This is a genomic window from Rhodococcus sp. T2V (genome assembly GCF_029269925.1).
Taxonomy (GTDB): domain Bacteria; phylum Actinomycetota; class Actinomycetes; order Mycobacteriales; family Mycobacteriaceae; genus Rhodococcus_F; species Rhodococcus_F koreensis.
On record NZ_JARJBD010000100.1, the window covers coordinates 17,649 to 35,132 of the forward strand.

At 63.9% G+C, this 17,484-nt stretch carries 13 protein-coding genes; 9 read left to right on the plus strand and 4 right to left on the minus strand.

What is annotated here, in order from left to right; genetic code table 11:
- Window positions 1-131 precede the first annotated feature (131 nt).
- A complete protein-coding gene (locus P3H15_RS44700; RefSeq protein WP_276143178.1) occupies window positions 132-1,058 on the plus strand; it encodes a ScbA/BarX family gamma-butyrolactone biosynthesis protein in 927 nt (308 codons plus the stop codon).
- A 5-nt stretch (window positions 1,059-1,063) separates the two neighbouring features.
- Here the strand turns inward: P3H15_RS44700 and P3H15_RS44705 are convergent, their stop codons facing one another.
- From P3H15_RS44705 to P3H15_RS44720, 4 genes are all read right to left on the minus strand, one after another.
- Complete coding sequence (locus P3H15_RS44705) at window positions 1,064-1,738, minus strand: ScbR family autoregulator-binding transcription factor (protein WP_276143179.1); 675 nt, start codon at window positions 1,736-1,738, stop codon at window positions 1,064-1,066.
- Between the two features lie 3,611 nt (window positions 1,739-5,349).
- Window positions 5,350-5,892, minus strand: a complete 543-nt coding sequence (locus P3H15_RS44710; protein ID WP_276143180.1) for an IS630 family transposase — start codon at window positions 5,890-5,892, stop codon at window positions 5,350-5,352.
- Window positions 5,871-6,398: a winged helix-turn-helix domain-containing protein gene (locus P3H15_RS44715; protein WP_276143181.1), complete on the minus strand. Its 528-nt coding sequence runs from the start codon at window positions 6,396-6,398 to the stop codon at window positions 5,871-5,873. Before P3H15_RS44715 ends, P3H15_RS44710 begins: the two co-directional genes overlap by 22 nt.
- A 329-nt stretch (window positions 6,399-6,727) precedes the next feature.
- On the minus strand, window positions 6,728-7,921 hold the full coding sequence (locus tag P3H15_RS44720) for an acyl-CoA dehydrogenase family protein (RefSeq protein WP_276143182.1): 1,194 nt from the start codon (window positions 7,919-7,921) through the stop codon (window positions 6,728-6,730).
- Between the two features lie 1,036 nt (window positions 7,922-8,957).
- On the opposite strand from P3H15_RS44720, the gene P3H15_RS44725 reads away from it, so the two are divergent.
- The 8 genes from P3H15_RS44725 to P3H15_RS44760 all read left to right on the plus strand — a co-directional run.
- Window positions 8,958-10,535 (plus strand): AMP-binding protein, encoded by a 1,578-nt coding sequence (locus P3H15_RS44725; protein ID WP_276143183.1) that lies wholly within the window; start codon window positions 8,958-8,960, stop codon window positions 10,533-10,535.
- Window positions 10,536-10,554: 19 nt separating this feature from the next.
- A complete protein-coding gene (locus tag P3H15_RS44730; protein WP_276143184.1) occupies window positions 10,555-11,814 on the plus strand; it encodes a thiolase family protein in 1,260 nt (419 codons plus the stop codon).
- A gap of 30 nt (window positions 11,815-11,844) precedes the next feature.
- The gene (locus P3H15_RS44735; protein ID WP_276143185.1) at window positions 11,845-12,609 is read left to right on the plus strand and encodes an SDR family NAD(P)-dependent oxidoreductase; all 765 of its coding nucleotides are present in this window, start codon (window positions 11,845-11,847) and stop codon (window positions 12,607-12,609) included.
- A complete protein-coding gene (locus P3H15_RS44740; RefSeq protein ID WP_276143186.1) occupies window positions 12,599-13,714 on the plus strand; it encodes a CaiB/BaiF CoA-transferase family protein in 1,116 nt (371 codons plus the stop codon). The genes P3H15_RS44735 and P3H15_RS44740 overlap by 11 nt, the downstream gene beginning before the upstream one ends.
- Entirely contained in the window at window positions 13,711-14,538 is an 828-nt protein-coding gene (locus P3H15_RS44745; RefSeq protein WP_276143187.1) for an enoyl-CoA hydratase/isomerase family protein, read from the plus strand. Before P3H15_RS44740 ends, P3H15_RS44745 begins: the two co-directional genes overlap by 4 nt.
- A gap of 68 nt (window positions 14,539-14,606) precedes the next feature.
- Window positions 14,607-15,398 carry an enoyl-CoA hydratase/isomerase family protein gene (locus P3H15_RS44750; RefSeq protein ID WP_276143188.1) on the plus strand — a complete coding sequence of 264 codons (792 nt, stop codon included), beginning with the start codon at window positions 14,607-14,609 and terminating at the stop codon, window positions 15,396-15,398.
- Window positions 15,399-15,663: 265 nt separating this feature from the next.
- Window positions 15,664-16,458, plus strand: a complete 795-nt coding sequence (locus tag P3H15_RS44755; protein ID WP_276143189.1) for a crotonase/enoyl-CoA hydratase family protein — start codon at window positions 15,664-15,666, stop codon at window positions 16,456-16,458.
- A gap of 98 nt (window positions 16,459-16,556) precedes the next feature.
- A partial coding sequence (locus P3H15_RS44760) for a thiolase family protein (protein ID WP_276143190.1) occupies window positions 16,557-17,484 on the plus strand: 928 nt, incomplete at its 3' end.

Sequence of the window (17,484 nt, forward strand, 5' to 3'; positions counted from 1 at the left end):
TCGAACCGTTCCCCACTCCGCAGTCTTTTCGCGGACTCGCCGCAGGATGTCCCCCGGCTGGTCACTTGTCCGACTCCACTATAGTTCGACATCCCGGCACAAAAGACCGGTCGGTTTCTGTGGAGGGGTTCGTGACGCGAGCATGCCAACCACTGTGTGAGGCACTTCCCGTCCTGTCGTTCGAGCGGACGGTAACCCGCCGCTATGTGCACCGCCAGGCGGTCGCGGAGGTCTTCCTCACCGATTGCGTCGAGCTCCCCGAGCCGAACGGGTTCGCCGTCGCAGCGCAGTGGCCGCGACTGCACGGCTTCTACCGCGCACGGGACGGCCTGTACGACCCGATGCTGCTGGGGGAAACACTGCGGCAAGCGGCGATCTACCTCGCCCACAGCCGATACCGGGTGCCGCTGAACCGGCGATTCGTCATGCAGGACCTGCACGTCCGCGCGCACCTCGACGCCTTGGAGGTCGGGGCGGTGGCCGCGGACGTGACGGCGGTCGCCACCCTGTCCGATCTGGTGTGCCGCGGTGGGGTGCTGTCGAGTTTCCGGGTTGAGCTGCGGTTTTGGCTGGCGGATCGGGAGATCGGATCGGCATCGGGTGTCGCCGCTGCACTCTCGCTGTCCGCCTACACGAGGGCACGGTGGGGCACCGCCGGCCCGCGGACCCCCGGCCCGGCCAGGTGTGGCGCCGCGATACCGCCCGCCGTGGTGGGGCACGTCGAAGACCAGCACGTGGTCCTCGGCCGGCAGGCCGCGCCGGGCGAGTGGGAGTTGCAGGTTGACGTGACCCACCCAGTGTTGTTCGACCACCCACTCGATCACCTGCCCGGAATGCTGCTCCTGGAGGCGCTGCGCCAGGGCGCGTTCGCAGCCCTCCAGGTTCCGGACGCCCACCTGGAATCGATCGACGCGGTGTTCCACCGCTTCGCCGAACTCGACCAGCGCGCCACCATCCGAATCCGGGCCCTCGACGAGGATCCGCTGTCGGTGCGGGCGGTGATCCGGCAGGCCGGCGTCGACGTCACCACAGGATGCGTACGGCTTGCCCGCCGCTGAGCTACTCAGCGCCCTGCCGCCACCTGCCCGATACCGACACCGGGTGCGCCGACGCTGCGGACCTTGCGGATCCGCCCGATGTCCGACTGCCGGTCTGCGGGCATGATCCCGGGCAGCAGGAACATCCACATGTCGTCGACCCGCTGTTCGAGGTCGGTGCGGTGCGCGAGCACCTGCGAGACCGTTTGGACACCGGTGAAGGCACCGATCACGAACCGGGCGAACCGCGGCGGATCGATGTCGGACTTGAGGTCGCCCTGATCGATGGCGCGCCGCGCCAACTGCTCGCACGTATTGATCCAGTCCAGGTAGGGATCGGTGGGGCCCTGCTCGTCGGCACTCAGCTCCAGGGTGATCCGGATGCCGGCGCGGACGATCGGGTCGTGCACGATCTGCCGGGCCATCTCATGGCAGAGCATCACAATCTGCTCGATCGCCGAAGCCTGCTCGCGGCCGATCGCCGCGACCGAGGCGATGGAGGTGGCGTGCTGCTCGGCGACGATGCACCGCGCCAACTCTTCCTTCGACCTGAAATGAAAGTACAACGCACCCTTGGTGAGGCCGGTATTCTCGATAATGGTTCCGAGGCTGGCCCCGACATAGCCTTGCTTCTCGAACGTCTCCGCCGCTCCGAGCACGATTTGCGCTCTCGTCGCCGCAGCCCTGGCCTGTTGAGCCAACTGAAACACCTTCCCTGCCCCCGTGAGCGAGAAAACGAGTAATGAATGGACCCACCCCGATTAGCTGCACGAACGCTACCAGTGCTCAGCGAGAGTCGCGGATCGGGCGACCAAGACAGTCGGCGGTGCGATGCTCACCTGTTTCATGGTGTGCGGCCGCGACTGTCGTACCCCGACCGTCGTCGCTCGGCCCCTCGACCTTCGCCTGGACGACCCATTCGCCGACCAACTGCTCGCCGACGCTATTCTCCTTCGCGACATGCGCGAAGGGCGCCCGGTCTCGATCTCTATTCGGGTGGACTGCTCCGTGAACTCGGGGTGTAGCGGTTCCGTTTGCCCGCCTACCGACATCCCCTGCAGGACACCCGGTCCGCCAGTGTCTGGTGTCCCATCAATGGAACTCCGCAGCCTCATGGGAGGTCTGTTCTGTTCATCCCGGTTGGGCGTATGAGCCCCGACCCGCAATCCGGGGCGCATTGTCCGTTTCGGGCTAGGGCTGGCATTGAGGGGTTCGTCCATATCGCGCACCAATAGTCGCCACGCGTCGCCTCCCGGTGATGTGACGGCAAGACCCAGGCCGAGGTGCGTGGCCGGGATAGATCACACGCCGAAACACTCCACTCCGCACAGAAGGAGAGGGGTGCTTTTGTGTGATGCAGTCGATGGTTGAACGGTGAGCATAGCTGTGGCGGTGGCGGACCGCCGCGAATGGTCTGAGCGCGCACCCCGGGTCGATTACCTACTCGCCTCTCGTGCAGAAGTCCTGCCTCGCCCCCATCCGTAGCCCGGTGGGGCTTCGCCGCCGCACCGATGAGGGATGCGGCATGGGGCCCACCGGCAGGTCCTCCCACGTTCCGTCGGTGGGTTTCGTGCGCTCAGCCGGCAGGGTCCTTTTCTACATCGCGAGTCCAGGACATGGTGTCCATCAGCGCCAGCGCTCCGTGACTCGACCCATCGACGTTCGCAAGATATTTACCGCTAGGGAGCATTTCGATGAACCGATCCACCAACTCCCCCGTCAGCTTCACAACTGCCAGTCGCTCGTGATGTCGATTCGAGTGCCGAACTGATACGTGGTGACGGACCGTCGAGATACCAGCCATCCGCCTCAGGATGGACGACACCAGCGAATCGCACAGCATGCATCGACCAAGAATCGCATACCCGTCTGACGCGCACCGTTCGGATTTCCGCCGCTTCCAGCGGAAACGGCTCACGCCCATTGCCATTCGGAAATGTGCAGGGCGCATCCCAAGTGATGACAACCGGCTTCCCACTTACGATCAGTCCGCGTCGATCGACCACCATCCGCAATTCCTGGCTCGGAAACCACCTCCCTCGACAGGCCGGGTTTCGTCGCGCATGCGATAAGGTCTGCTATCACAATGTTGCCATGACCGGGTGTGATGTATTCGACGTCAAAACTTTCAATAATCTCTTGTGGTACGGGCGTACCACATGATGTTATTTGCCGCGTCTCTTCAGCGAGGGGCATCCCCGCCGATGACGGGTGGAGGATTCCTCCTTGCGCCAAGGAGGCAGGGCCCGTCAGCACTCACGTCCCAGTAAGGGCTGACGGGTTCCCGTATCTACGAAGACCAGCGGACATTCCGAGCAGAACGGTAGGGGACCTATGAACGACAGTCGGGAAGCACACCACTGGTTCGCGCCCGTAGCGTTAATCAGCCTCAGCGCTGTCGCCGGCATCTTTGCGAGCAGGTTCGACTGGTGGCATCCAGGCGAGAAACTCTGGGCGGGCCTCGTGTCGTTCGCGTGAACGGTTCCGCCGCGACCAGGTCCGCGGTTGACCTGCGGCAAGCTGTGCCACATGCGGGACCGGCGGAGAGGCTAATGTATGCTGCGTCACAATTGCTGGACCGCCGTGCCATACGCCATAAAATTGCTGCAGCGTCGCCCACCCCCGCATTCGAGCGGCGCGTGACCCCGCCAGCGGACCCCCAGTTGCTGGCGGGGTCTTCCATGCTTCGGCGGTTCGACTGACCCGACTCGGAACCGCCGACGGGATTCCCCGTCCGAATTGCGGACGGCGGGTATCGTTCTCTTCAATGAGCCTTCTGTAAAGCCCACCGCCCTCACATGCATCGGCTGGCTTTCGTCGCATGGCGTGAAGTCGATTGCGTCGCAGTCGTGTACCGTACGGCGCATTCGCACTCGCTCGCGAACTCGTATCCAAAACGTCGCGCGCCGAACCCGGCTCGGCATCCAGGCTGATGCAGATGGGCGTCCAGGTAGGCGGCGTCCTCCGGCTAGCCGGGCGGTGGGAAGACAGGCTGTTCGAACCAGTCGGCTATCTGACCGACGTTGCCCTCACATGCTCCGCCACCAACAGTTCCGACCGCATCATTGTCGCCCCAACCATAGGATTGCCACTCACCCCTGCAACTGGGTCACACCCGGCTCCGGCCACCGGGAGGCACCCCGGATTCTGGAGAACTATCACACTTTAAGAAAGCTTTCGGGCGATCGCATTGTTGAACTTCATGATGGTCGGAGCGATGGGCTGCACTGGCTGCACCGGTCCTTCCGACAAGGAGCAGCTGCCGCACGATGAGGAGCTGATCGTGTCAGTCGTGCACGACATGAACGCTGCAATTGAAGCTAACGATCCTGAACGGTACTACGGTTCGTCTGCGCAGCAGAAAGGGAAGCTGCCCGTAGAGGCCTTTCTCCGGAAGAGATCGCAGAGCAAGCGCGGTATGAGCGCGAGATTGGTGCGCCCACAGAATTTCCCTGGTCAGCGCAGACATTCGCGGAGATGTGGATGATACCGTTGTCCGTGTCCGACGCCCATTGGGGAACACCCACGGCGCACTGGATTTCCAGGAGGAAGACACTCCCACATCGTTCGTCCGCGAAGATGGCGAATGGACGATGTGCCAGTACTGATCAGCTGGTGAACTCGGTCGAACCGGAGCAATCAATAGGTGGACGGTCCCTGAGTTCCCTACCGTGTTCGATGTACTCGTGCATCTGACAGCGCAGAGTCTCAATCCCCACCGGGAGACGACCGCATTCGCTATCAAGGCGCGGGACCGGACAAGCACCTTCTGGATGGATCCGGCGTCGACGTGCTTGGGACCTGGGCTCGTCCCGACTTCCCAGATGGAACGCCTTTCATCTGCGACGCCGCGACTCAGGTTCGGATATCTGCTTCGGAACCGGGTCGGTATCACCTCGCCCTCTTGGTCGATGGCGCAGAGAATTCAGCGATACTCACGACGATCGGCATCCATCAGGATCAGTAGGCTGGGACCTTCAGGAACGACACAACGCCCCCACCCCCATCCGAGCGACGGGGCACTTTCTTCGGTGGGGAGGGGGCCACGTGAGCTGTATGACCAAAGATGACGCACCCCCCGCTGACGTCGAGCGGATGCTTTTGGTGTGACGTAGTCGACGGTTGAAATGTGGACGCCTTTCTGGTGGTGATGGTTCGCCGCGGATAGTCTGGGCACGCACCGATTCCGACCTCGCACTCTGGTCGGTGCAGGGCCCCGCCGGGGCATTTGCAAAGCTGGCGGCGGCGGGGCCTCACCTAAAGAAGTTTCGGTAATTAAGTGAGTGGTGATCATAAGGAAAGTCCTGTGTGGTCAAGGAAGCTGTGACACAGGTCGAAGTTCGAGCCGATCCGGGTGAGTCGCGATGCGGACCTCATCGAGGATGTCGGGGCAGAGGTTGGCGAGCTCGGTGGATTTCATGTTACCCCATGCTTGTTCGATGGGGTTGAGCTCGGGGGCATAGGCAGGGAGGCGTTCGACGTGGAGCCAGTCGCGTTGGGTGGCCAGCCACGCGGTCATCGCCTTGGATCGGTGGGCCATGAGCCCGTCCCAGATCAGGATGACCTGCTCCCCGGCGAAATGGGTGCGTAGTTCGGTGAGGAACTCGATGAGCTTGTCGGTGTTGTAGGAGCCGTCGGTCATGGAGAACACGAACGCGCTCCGGCTGCGGTCGGGACGATACGCCAGCACTCCGGTCATGGACATTCGTTTCCACGAGAATCGGTGATGCAACACAGGTGTCACACCTTTCGGCGCCCAGCTTGCTCGGACCACCGGGAGCAGCGACACACCGCTTTCGTCCTGGAAGCAGATCCACGCACCTCGGCGCCGCGCTATTTTTTTATCCGCGGCCACTCATTTTCGCGCCAGGCGACGATGGCGTCCTCGTCGCGTTCGACTGCCCGACGTGCGGGCCGCTGCCGGCTCCAGCCCAGTCGGGTCCGCAGGATCGTCCACGTCTGAGTGGGTCCGTAGGTCACACCGGTGAGCCGCTCGATCACGATCGCGACCCGGCCCAGGGTCCACACCCCGGTCGCGAAGCCATGAGCTCGGGGTTCTTTGAGCAGTTCCTCTCGGATCGCCTCGATCTGGGCGTCATCGAGGCGGGGTCGGCGTCCAGCGCGACCGGCACCTTCCAATGCCTCGTTGCCTCCTTCGGCCCACTGTCGATGCCAGCGTGAGGCAGTCTGCTGGGAGACTTCCAACTCGACCGCGACATCGATCTGTCGTCGTCCTGCGGCGAACATCTCCGCCGCCCGCATCCGCCGGTCGCGCAACGCGTCGAGATCACGGCGACCGTTGCGCTGCTTGACTTTCCCGGCGTCGGGCCCCTCGCCGGAACCGGTTTCCTTACCTGCCATTCCTCAATAATCAAGCAGCACGGGGTGAATCCCGTGCAACGACACGCCCTATTACCGAAACATCTTTAATCGATTCGAGTGTGAACTCAGCGTGTGGCGCACGTGCGACTGCCGCGATCGCGTCCAACGTTTGCACTTCCTGTCCAGGGCGGTCGACACATGACTCCGACTTTCGTAACGTTCTCGAAGAAGGGCTGTTTGATGCTCGCGCACTTAATTAAGCCGGTTCAAGGCGGCAATATTTGACATGCCCATTGAGGCTGTGCTCGCTGCTGAACGGACTCCGAAGGCTCAGATGCGAGAAGTGACCAACCTGCACAAGGATGCCGTCAGGACGAGGGCAAGCCCATCCATCGGGCGATGTTCCACCGCAGCACCTCGCTGGTGCCCTCGTAAATACGCATGGCCCGGGCATCGCGGTAGAAGCGTTCTATGCCGGTCGAGTGAGTCACTCCGCTGCCGCCGAACACTTGGATTGCACGGTCGGCGACACGGGATAGCGCCTCCGTTGCATAGACCTTGGTGGTGGCGCTCAGTCGGCGGGCACGTTCATCGTCCTGGTCGGCGACCTCACATGCGGAACGCAACAGTCCCCGTGCGGCCTCGATCTCGATTCCCGAGTCCACGATGTGACCCTGTACGAACTGGTGGCCGCCGATCGTCCGTCCAAACGCGGTCCGCTGGGACGCGTACTCGGTCATTCGCTGCAGCAGGTACTCGCACTTACCGATGGCCAATGCGCCAATATTGATGCGAGCACGACCGATTCCCGCAAGCGCGTAGTGAAGTGCACGGCCACGCCCACCGACAATTGCGCTGTCCGGTACGCGGACGCCGTCGAAATAGAGGTCGACGGGCCTATCCTCACCAAGGGTGCAGTGTGTCGCGCCCACAGAGACGCCCGGGCTGTCCATGTCGACGAGGAACGCAGTAAGGCGTCGGGCTGCGGACGCGTCGGGATCGGTCACGGCAACAACTTGGACGAAGTCGGCGTATGCCGCGTGCGTGATGAACTGCTTTGTCCCATTTATGACCCAGTAGTCACCGTCCATCTTCGCGGTCGTTTGCACGTTGGCAGCGTCTGAACCCGCTCCGGGTTCGGTAATCGCGAAGCAACCTTCGATTTCGGCGCGTATGAGCGGCGCTAGATACCGGTCACGCTGTTCGGGTGACATCGCAATCATCGGCGCCTGTGGTCCTTCCACGTTGGGAAGCACGCCGCCGCGATCGGCAAGGAGCAGCCCACTGGCACCGATCAACCGGTATGAGTGCGCGATTGTGCCAACGTTCAGGCCTTCTCCGCCGACTTCCTCCGGCATCGCGGCCCCGTACAGGCCCGCCGCGGCGCTGCGGCGGCGCAGTTGCCGCCGCTCGTCAAGTTGCCTCGCGGGGTCGATGGTTCCGGTCTCGGCGAGTTCGCCGGCATACCGAACCTCTACCGGCCGGACGACGCGATCGATGAAAGCTTGAACCGCGTCAAGAAAGTCGATCTCAATGTCCGTACCGAGGTTGTCGTGTCTCATCCCTGTCGCCTCTCGTCGGAAGATGCTTTGCGGACGGTGGAAAGTGTCACAGAAGAACTCGTTGATGCTCGACGTGGAGCGCACTCGGTGACTGCAGTATCGAGGCCAGGTCCGGCGCAACGTATTGCCTCCGCCACAGCCGGGCGTCCGCAGTGCGGACGCGCCTGTGCGAACCCACACCATACAAATGGTTGCCCGCCCGGTTAGGCAAGGTTACAGTATCGAGGCGCGATCGTGAAACCCATCACGTGCGCCGATCCATGAGACCCCGCTCACCGCCGAGTGCCATTCGTCGCGCCGGGGGGCGGCCATTGCATTGCCTAGCGGCCGGCCGCTAGGTCACGTCAGATAGCCATTACCGCCACATTCCGGCGACGTCAATGTGCTTCGAAAGGGAACCAGCAATGAACAATTCGAAGACACGGGAAGTCGCATCACGTCACGGGCAGTTTCGGCCGCCTGCGCCGTGGTCAGCGGCAAGCAAGCGGGGAGCATGACTGGGCTCGTTTCGTGTGGTGCGGTGTCGCGCGCGACTGGATCGTCACACCCGCAATTGGAGGATTGCCGCCGGGGGAATCCCTCTGCTTCTGCCGTCCATCAGTGCGCCAGACACTTGTCGTCACGGCCGTTTCGATCGGGTACGACTTCGACGCGGCACCGTCACCACTCGTAAACGCCGCGATGTCGGAGCCTTGTCGCCCGCAGCGGACCGCTGGGACGATGGGTGCGTTCGGACTTTTCAGGCAATCGGTGACCCTGCGTGCCCCATACGGGTCGGCCTGGTCGTGGACCGCACATCGGGCTGCCGACACCGGTTACGCCACCGCGTTTCAGCTGATCAGAGGCGTCGCACTGACGCCGTGCCCGTGATGCTGGCGGTGGTGCACCTCGAACGGGATAGGGGCTCGTCTAGAAGCGATTCAAGTGCTAGAATCTTAACTAACCAGATAACCATGTTTCGACTTATCAGTGCTCAACTTGGATATGCAGTGCATTTCAGCGGCGGGTTCCCCGCAACGAAAGGTGATGATCCACGGTGAATGACAAGAATGCTGGGGAGCGCGGGCTCCCCGACTCGACGTTCGTCGACTATTGCCTCTCAGCTCTAGCTCGACGAGGACGTGGGGTCGCATTCACTCACGGCGACCGTGAGATGACTGGCGATGCCGCGGTCGAACTCGCCCACGCTATGGCACGTGTGCTGAGCGACGGAGGCCTCACCACCGGTGCGGGTATCGCTGTCCTGTCAGGCAACCTCCCGGAGGCGTTTATTGTGATGATTGGCGCCCAGATGCTGGGTGCGCGCCATACGGGGCTGGCTCCAATGGGTTCGGAATCCGATCATCGTTTCATCCTCGAGGACAGCGAAGCGCACACGTTCGTCTACGACCCTCGCTCCTACGGAGACCGCGCACGCGCACTTGCGAAGATCCCAGGTCTACAGAAGGTCTACTCGCTCGGCCCCGGCCCTGTTGGTGAGGACCTGATCGCGCTTGCCGCGGAGGCAAATGAAGGCACGGACAAGAAAAACTTCACGTCCGTCGCCACCGCCGACGATTACTCTTCGATCTTCTACACAGGCGGAACCACTGGCCGCCCGAAAGGGGTCGTACACACACACCGCGCCGCCCTTTGCCAGGCTCTGCTGGTACAGGCGAACTGGCAATGGCCTGACGACATCGTCCTGATGATCGCGGCGCCGATCACGCACGCCGCCGGCCAATTGCTCGCACCCGCGTTGGCGTTGAGTGGCCGGGTGGTGCTGGTCGAGAAGTTCGACGCCGCCGAAGCCCTGCGCATCATCGAGCGCGAGAAGGTCTCCGTGACGTTCCTCGTTCCAACCATGATCTATGCCCTGCTCGACCACCCCGACATCGACAACCGGGATCTTTCGAGCCTGGCCACGCTGGTCTATGGGGCCGCACCCATGTCAATCCCTCGACTCGTGCAGGCCCGCAATCGGTTTGGAAACGTGCTCTTGCAGGGATACGGGCAGACGGAAATCGGTGTCGGTGCGACCCTGCTCCTCAAGCAAGATCACCGTGAGGACCGGCCCGACCTGCTTGCGTCCGCGGGCCGTCCACCGGCTGGCATCACTGCCACGATTCTCGACAGTCACGACCGCGAAGTCGCGCTCGGCACGCCAGGTGAGCTATGTCTGCGCGGCACCTCCGTCATGAGTGGCTACTGGAAACAACCGGAGCTCACCGCCTCGGCACTGAAGGGCGGCTGGTTGCACACCGGCGACATCGCCGTCCAGGACGTGGATGGCTACATCTTCATCGTCGACCGCAAGAAGGACATGATCATCTCGGGCGGTTTCAACGTCTACCCCAGGGAAATCGAGGATGTTCTGCACACCCATCCCGCGGTGGATCACGCAGCTGTCATCGGAATCCCGGACGACAAGTGGGGCGAAGCGGTGCACGCGCTAGTCAAGATCAAGGCCGGTGCCGAAGTGGACGAGGCGGAACTAAAGGCACTCGTCCGCGAAAAGAAGGGTGCCATCTACACCCCCAAAGAGATCCACTTCACGGACAACTTCCCATTGACTGCGGTCGGCAAGATCGACAAGAAGATGATCAGGCACCGTTTGGCGGACGCCACCAAGTGAAGCTTGACCTACGGGGGCAGTGAACACTGCGACCGCCGTCGCCCACCGCGCGCGGCGGCCGCTCAATCAGAAGGTTGACAACATGCGTGATGTGTATGTGATCGGCGTCGGTATGACGCCCTTCGGCAAGCACTGGAGCCGTACGGTCCGGTCGCTGGCCACAACTGCAGCCGAAGAGGCGATCCGCGACGCGGGATTGACTCCAAACGAGATCCCATACGTGTACTTTTCGAATGCCGTCGGTGGCCTGGTCTCAGGGCAGGAGACGATCCGCGGCCAGGTAGCCCTTCGTCACACCGGACTGCTCGGCGCGACCATTATCAACGTCGAGAACGCTTGCGCATCCGGTTCATCCGCGGCGCACCTCGCCTGGATGACCGTCGCGTCCGGACAGGCAGAGACTGCAATGGTCGTCGGTGCCGAGAAGTTGACTCACTCCGACAAAGCGGTCAGCTTCCGCGCCTACGCGTCTGGCGTCGATCTCGACGAAATCGGAGGCGAAGACCACACCGTCGACCGGCTCGCAGTGGCCGTCGGAACCGGTAACCGCTCGCGGTTCATGGATATCTACGCGGAGTCCGCACGAGCCTACATGGAGAAGACCGGCGCGACGCAGGCCGACCTGGCCGCCGTCGTGGTCAAGTCCCGCCAGTTTGCCTCGCGAAACGCGCGAGCACAGCTGCAGGAAGTGCTGACCATCGAGCAGGTGCAGGGCTCACGCGAGATCGTCTGGCCGCTCACCCTGCCGATGTGTTCACCCATCGGTGACGGAGCCGCGTCGGTAATTCTCGGCAGCAAGGAGGTCGCACTGGCCGCTGGCGGACCGCTGGTGCGGGTCCGTGCATCGGTGTTGACTTCCGGTACCGACAATGCCCCCCTGTCCGTCGAGCGTGCGGTGGATCGGGTGTACGACGAGTCGGGGATCGGCCCTGCCGATCTCGACGTAGTCGAGCTGCACGACGCGGCCGCACCAGCCGAGCTCGAGCACTACGAGTCCCTGCGGCTCGCCCCCGAAGGGGACGCCGCAGCACTGATCCGCTCAGGGCAGACCGCGCTGGGCGGAACCACCTATGTCAACCCCAGTGGTGGACTGCTCGCCAAGGGGCACCCCGTAGGCGCGTCAGGCTGTGCGCAACTGGTCGAGCTCACAGAACAGCTGAAGGGGCGATCGGGCGACCGCCAGCACCCTGATGCACGACTAGCATTGGCGCACAACGCAGGTGGATCCATCGGCGCTGACACCGCAGCACTGTCCCTTACCGTTCTGGAAAGGATCTGATCCATGGCAACAACAGCAGCGACCACACGTGTGGCCCTGGTGACCGGCGCCGGCCAGGGCGTCGGTCGGCAGACCGTGACCGACTTGGTCCGGCGCGGAATCGCCGGCCGAGTCGTGGTCAACGACTACGTGGCTGATCGAGCCGAGACAGTCGCAGAAGAACTCCGTGACCTCGGCGCCGAGGCGATTGCAGCCCCGTTCGACGTGACTGACGGCCCCGCAGTACAGGAGGCGGTAGCGAGAGCGACGGCGGAGTTCGGCGGCATCGATATTCTCGTCAACAACGCAGGCAACTCCGGTACCGCCGGACACGCACAAGACCAGACAGCCTTTTGGGAGAGCGCTCCTTCGGATTGGTTGCCATGGATCGGTGTCAACTTCACCGGCGTCCTCCATTGCACGCACGCCGTCGTCGGCGGCATGGTCGAACGTCGTTACGGTCGCATCGTGACCGTGATCTCCGAGGCCGGGCGGGTGGGCGAGCCGAACTATGTCGTCTATTCGGGAGCGAAGGCCGGTGCAGCCGGCTTTACACGCGCGATCGGAGGCGCCGCCGGTCGGTACGGGGTCACAGCAAACTGCGTTTCCCTGGGCGCCACCCGCACGCCAGCGACCGCTCAGATCGACGAGATGGACGACAAGACAACCCGCCGAATCCTTAGTGGCTACGCAGTCAAGCGCTTCGGCGAATCAGCCGATGCCTCGGCAGCGATCTGCTTCTTCGCGGGCGAGGACGCGGGCTGGATCACAAAACAGACCCTGCCGGTCAACGGCGGCTACTCGAATGCCCTTTGACCGCTTGACCTTCGGAACACCACTAGCAGGGGTGCGAGTTCTCTGCCTGGCGCAGCAACTCCCGGGACCTTACGCCGCGATGCTCCTGCGTGAGATGGGTGCCGAGGTCGTTATGGTCGAACAATCGGGCGGAGGCGATCCCGGGCGGCGCAGCCCGTCGTTGTTCGAGATGCTCAACCGCGGCAAATTCAGTGTCGCACTCGACCTCAAGGACGACCGTGACCGTCGGCAGTTGACGGAACTCGCACGTTCCTGTCGCATCGTACTCGAGGGGTTCCGCCCCGGAGTGGCCCGACGGCTGGGTGTGGACTACGAGACCCTGCACGCAGTGCGCAAGGACGTCATCTATTGCGCGATCTCCGGGTACGGACAGTCGGGGCCGCAGGCCGAACTGCCTGCCCACGACCTGTCGATCCAGGGCCGGGCGGGCGTGGCGATGCCTGTGGCGTTTGATCCGCACTACACAGGCCTGCCGCTAGCCGATCTGACCTCGGGGTTGTTCGCCGCGATGATGACCGCGGTCTGCGCCCTCGCCGGGGAGGAGAGCCGGTACCTAGACCTGTCAATGGCTGACGCTTTGGTCGGTTGGGCGTCGGTACTGCACGTGGGTGACTGGGCCGGCGAGTGGAATCCATTCCGCGGCAACGCCAATCCTGGGTACGGATTCTATCGAACCTCGGACGGCTGGTTGTCGATCTCCATCGCGTTCGAGGACCATTTCTGGCAACTCCTGTGCGAGCGGCTCGGTATGCATGGCGTGGGCGGACTGGACCGGGTCGAACGGCACGAACGGTTCGAGGAACTCCGTGCCGCGGTCGCAGAGCGCGTCGCCGAACACAGCACCGACCACTGGCTTGACGAACTCGGCACTGCCGGCGTGCCCGTCGATCGCGTGAACGACGCGGAAAGTTTGCTCGCCGACGAGCTGTTCCTGGGTCGTGGCGTGATCCGGCGGGACGGACCGATGCCAGATATCCGTACCCCCTTGACACAATTCGAGCCGCAACCAGCCGCACGACGCGCTCCGGGGCTTGGGGCCCACAACCAGATGTTTTTCGCACACGCGAGCACCACCGGCGCAACTGACGAGAGGAACGAGCGATGAGGGGCCTACCAAACCTAGACAACATTGATCTGGACTGGGCGGCGCCAGGTGTGCTTCTCGCCACCATCGATCGCCCGCGATCGGCGAACACCGTCAGTGCACAGGTGAGCCGGGATCTGCTGGCTCTGGCAGATCTGTGCGCAACGGACACCACGGTGCGCGCGGTTGTGATCACCGGTAGCGGCGACCGATTCTTCTGCGCCGGAGCAGATCTTAGGGACCCTGAGTTCGGACCGGGATGGATTCAGTTGGCGCGCCGTGCGTACGACGCGTTCGCCGACCTGGCCGTGCCGACCATCGCCGCCGTCAACGGACTCGCGCTCGGCGGGGGCACGGAGTTGACGCTGACCTGCGACGTCAGGTTCGCCGACCCCTCCGCGCAGTTCGGGCTACCAGAGGTCAAGATCGGTTCGCTGCCGGGCGCAGGCGGGATGACCAGGCTTCAAAGCCTGATCGGCCCCGCCGCCGCCCGCCACCTAGTCTTCACCGGCCGTCAGATCTCGGCGGACCGGGCCCTCGAACTCGGCCTTGTCGACCATCTGAGTCAATCCGGGAACTCGGTGGCGGAGGCCGTCGACTACGCTCGGGAGATCGCCCAGTACGCCGGATACGCGTTGAGGGCCGCGAAGACCTCGTTCGCCAACGCACTCGGCACCCCCACCGCAGCCGCGTTGACCACCGAATACCATTTGTTCGACACTATGGCCACCCCTGAGCAGATGGCCCTCGAACAGCAGCGGGCTGCCGATCGTGACCCTGTTTACGCGCGAATCTTTCAATCGCAGGCCCCATCCGCCGAATCGTCCACCACCACGAAGGTGTGAGCCTCATGCACCCGGCAGATAGTTCCCGCTTTGGGAATAGCCTCACAACGCCTCCAGAGGATTCTAACGTGGACACATCGGATCTCGAGCAGAACATCGAAGCAGGCGAACACAATTTCGTGAGGGCCACCGTCGAGGACGGCATCGGGTGGTTGACTCTCAACGAGCCCGCCCGATTGAATCCGGTTTCCGCGCAGCGTATCCAGGAAATCAACCGCGTGTGTACAGCATTCGCAATCGACCCCGACGTCCGTGTCGTGGTGGTGACGGGAGCCGGCCGCGGATTCTGCTCAGGGGCGGATCTGGCGACTATCGACCCCAGCGCACCGCTGCCGCCCGCCAGCGGGTCGACTATCGGCCCGGACAGCCTCTGGACCCTGACATATCTTCCCCAGCCGGTAATCGCCATGGTCAATGGTCCGGCTATCGGATACGGATGCGAACTCGCTCTACAAGCGGACATTCGAATGGCCTCGACCGACGCCACCTTCGCGCTGCCGTTCGCGAAACTGGGCACAGTCTCCGACACCGGCGCTGGGACGTGGTTGCTGCCACGGTTGGTCGGAGCGGACCGCGCGGCCGAACTGCTCTACACGGGCCGAAAGGTAGGAGCGGAGGAAGCCCTCCGGCTGGGTCTCGTCACACGCGTAGTGAATTCTTCGACGCTGCGGGAAGAGACACGACAACTCGCGTCCGCAATTGCCACGAACTCGCCGTGGTCACTGCGGGCGATGAAGCGAATGTTGTGGAACGGGCTCGAACATCGGAGGCGCGAGCATTTGACGATGCAGTACGCCTACCAGGAGTCCGGCGATCCAGACTTCGACCTGACCGCCTATTTGGCGCGGTTTCGGGGATGATGCCGGTGCTACCAGTGCAACATAGTCGCGCGCCGTACTCGCGATCCACTCTGTTGTATGTGTACCCGGCGGATCGGAGAGGCAGACTGGGATGTCCCATATGAACGCTCATGGCGTAGTCCGTGTGGGGACATCCCGCAGACCACCAAGCGCGACACCGGGCAGCAGCGAGACGGCGTGCGTCGGCGCCCCGGTGGGGACGCCCAGCACTCTCACCACACAGCCGCTGAACATCAAGGGCTGCAAGCACAAGGAGTTGAGTCATATGGCTGAGGTATCTGGATCGCCGTCTGCGCTTTGGGAAGTCCGCGATGGCATCGGCATCATCACGCTGAACCGCCCCAAGGCGCTCAATGCGGTGAACGGCGCGTTGTCGACCGCCGTGGGCAATCTGCTCGAGCAGGCCGAGAACGACCCCGACGTACGGGTGGTCGTGGTGACCGGGTCCGGTCGCGCGTTCTGCGCAGGCGCCGACCTCAAGGCCCTCGCCGCAGGGCAGAGCACGGCGGCCGAGGGCCATCCCGAGTGGGGATTCGCCGGATACGCGCAGCACTGGATCAGCAAGCCGACCATCGCCGCGGTCAACGGCTTCGCCCTCGGCGGCGGCACCGAACTGGTGCTGGCCAGCGACCTCGCGGTCGTGGACGAGGAAGCGAAACTCGGGCTTCCCGAGGTCAAGCGCGGACTGTTCGCCGCCGCGGGCGGGGTGATCCGCCTGCAGCAGCAGATCCCCAAGAAGGTCGCGCTGGAGATCGCGCTGACCGGCGAACCGATCACCGCGGCGCAGGGCAAGGAACTGGGCCTGGTCAACCGGGTCGCCCCGGCGGGCACCGCCCTCGACGTCGCGCTCGAACTCGCCGAGCAGATCGCCGCCAACGCACCCCTGTCGGTGCGCGAATCGAAGGCCATGATCCACCGCACCGCAACCGAGCCCGACTGGGGCGACCGGGCATGGGAGGCGAACACCGCCGCCATCGCCACCATCTTCACCAGCGCGGACGCCAAGGAAGGGCCGACGGCATTCGCCGAGAAGCGCCAGCCGGTCTGGCAGGGCCGCTGACCCACCACCGGACGTTGGGCGAGACTCGGCCCGGTGTCCTGTCGCTTCGCTCCGGGGCACCGGGTCGCAACCACCCGCCATCTGAAAGGGAAAACACCATGACCAACGCTGTCATCGTCGACGTCGTCCGCCTCGCCTCCGGTAAGGGCAAACCCGGCGGCGCACTGTCCGGTACGCACCCGGTGGAGCTGCTCGCACGCGTACTGCGCACCCTGGTGGAACGCAACGGCATCGACCCCGCACAGGTCGACGACGTCATCGGCGGCTGCGTGATGCAAGCAGGCGAGCAGGCCCTCAACATCTCCCGCACCGCGGTTCTGTCGGCCGGGTTCCCGGATTCGGTTCCGGCGACCACCGTCGACCGCCAGTGCGGATCCAGCCAGCAGGCCGTGCACTTCGCCGCGCAGGGTGTCATCGCCGGCGCCTACGACATGGTGATCGCGTGCGGTGTGGAGTCGATGTCGCGCGTCCCGATGGGTTGTTCGACGATGGGACAGGACACCTCCGGCCCGGGCATAGCCACCCGCTACCCCGAGGGTCTGGTGGGCCAGGGCATCTCCGCGGAACTGATCGCCGCCAAGTGGAAGTTCGACCGCGACACCCTCGACGCCTACTCGGCCGAGTCACACCGCCGGGCCGCCGAGGCCGCCGCGACCGGGCTGTTCGACAAGGAGATCATTCCCATTGCGGTGCGTGATGACTCGTCCAATATCGTCGTCCACACCGTCGACGAGACGGTGCGCGCCACGACCACCGCCGAGGGACTGTCCGGGCTGAAGTCGTCGTTCTACTCCGAGAAGTACGCGGCCCGGTTCCCCGAGGCGCAGTGGCACATCACCCCGGGCAACTCGTCGCCGCTGACCGACGGTGCATCCGCCGCGCTGATCATGAGCGAGGAGATGGCGTCGAAGCTGGGGCTGACCCCGCGGGCACGGTTCCACTCGTTCGCCGTCGCCGGTGACGACCCGATCTTCATGCTCACCGCGCCGATCCCGGCGACGAAGAAGATCCTCGCCAAGTCGGGGC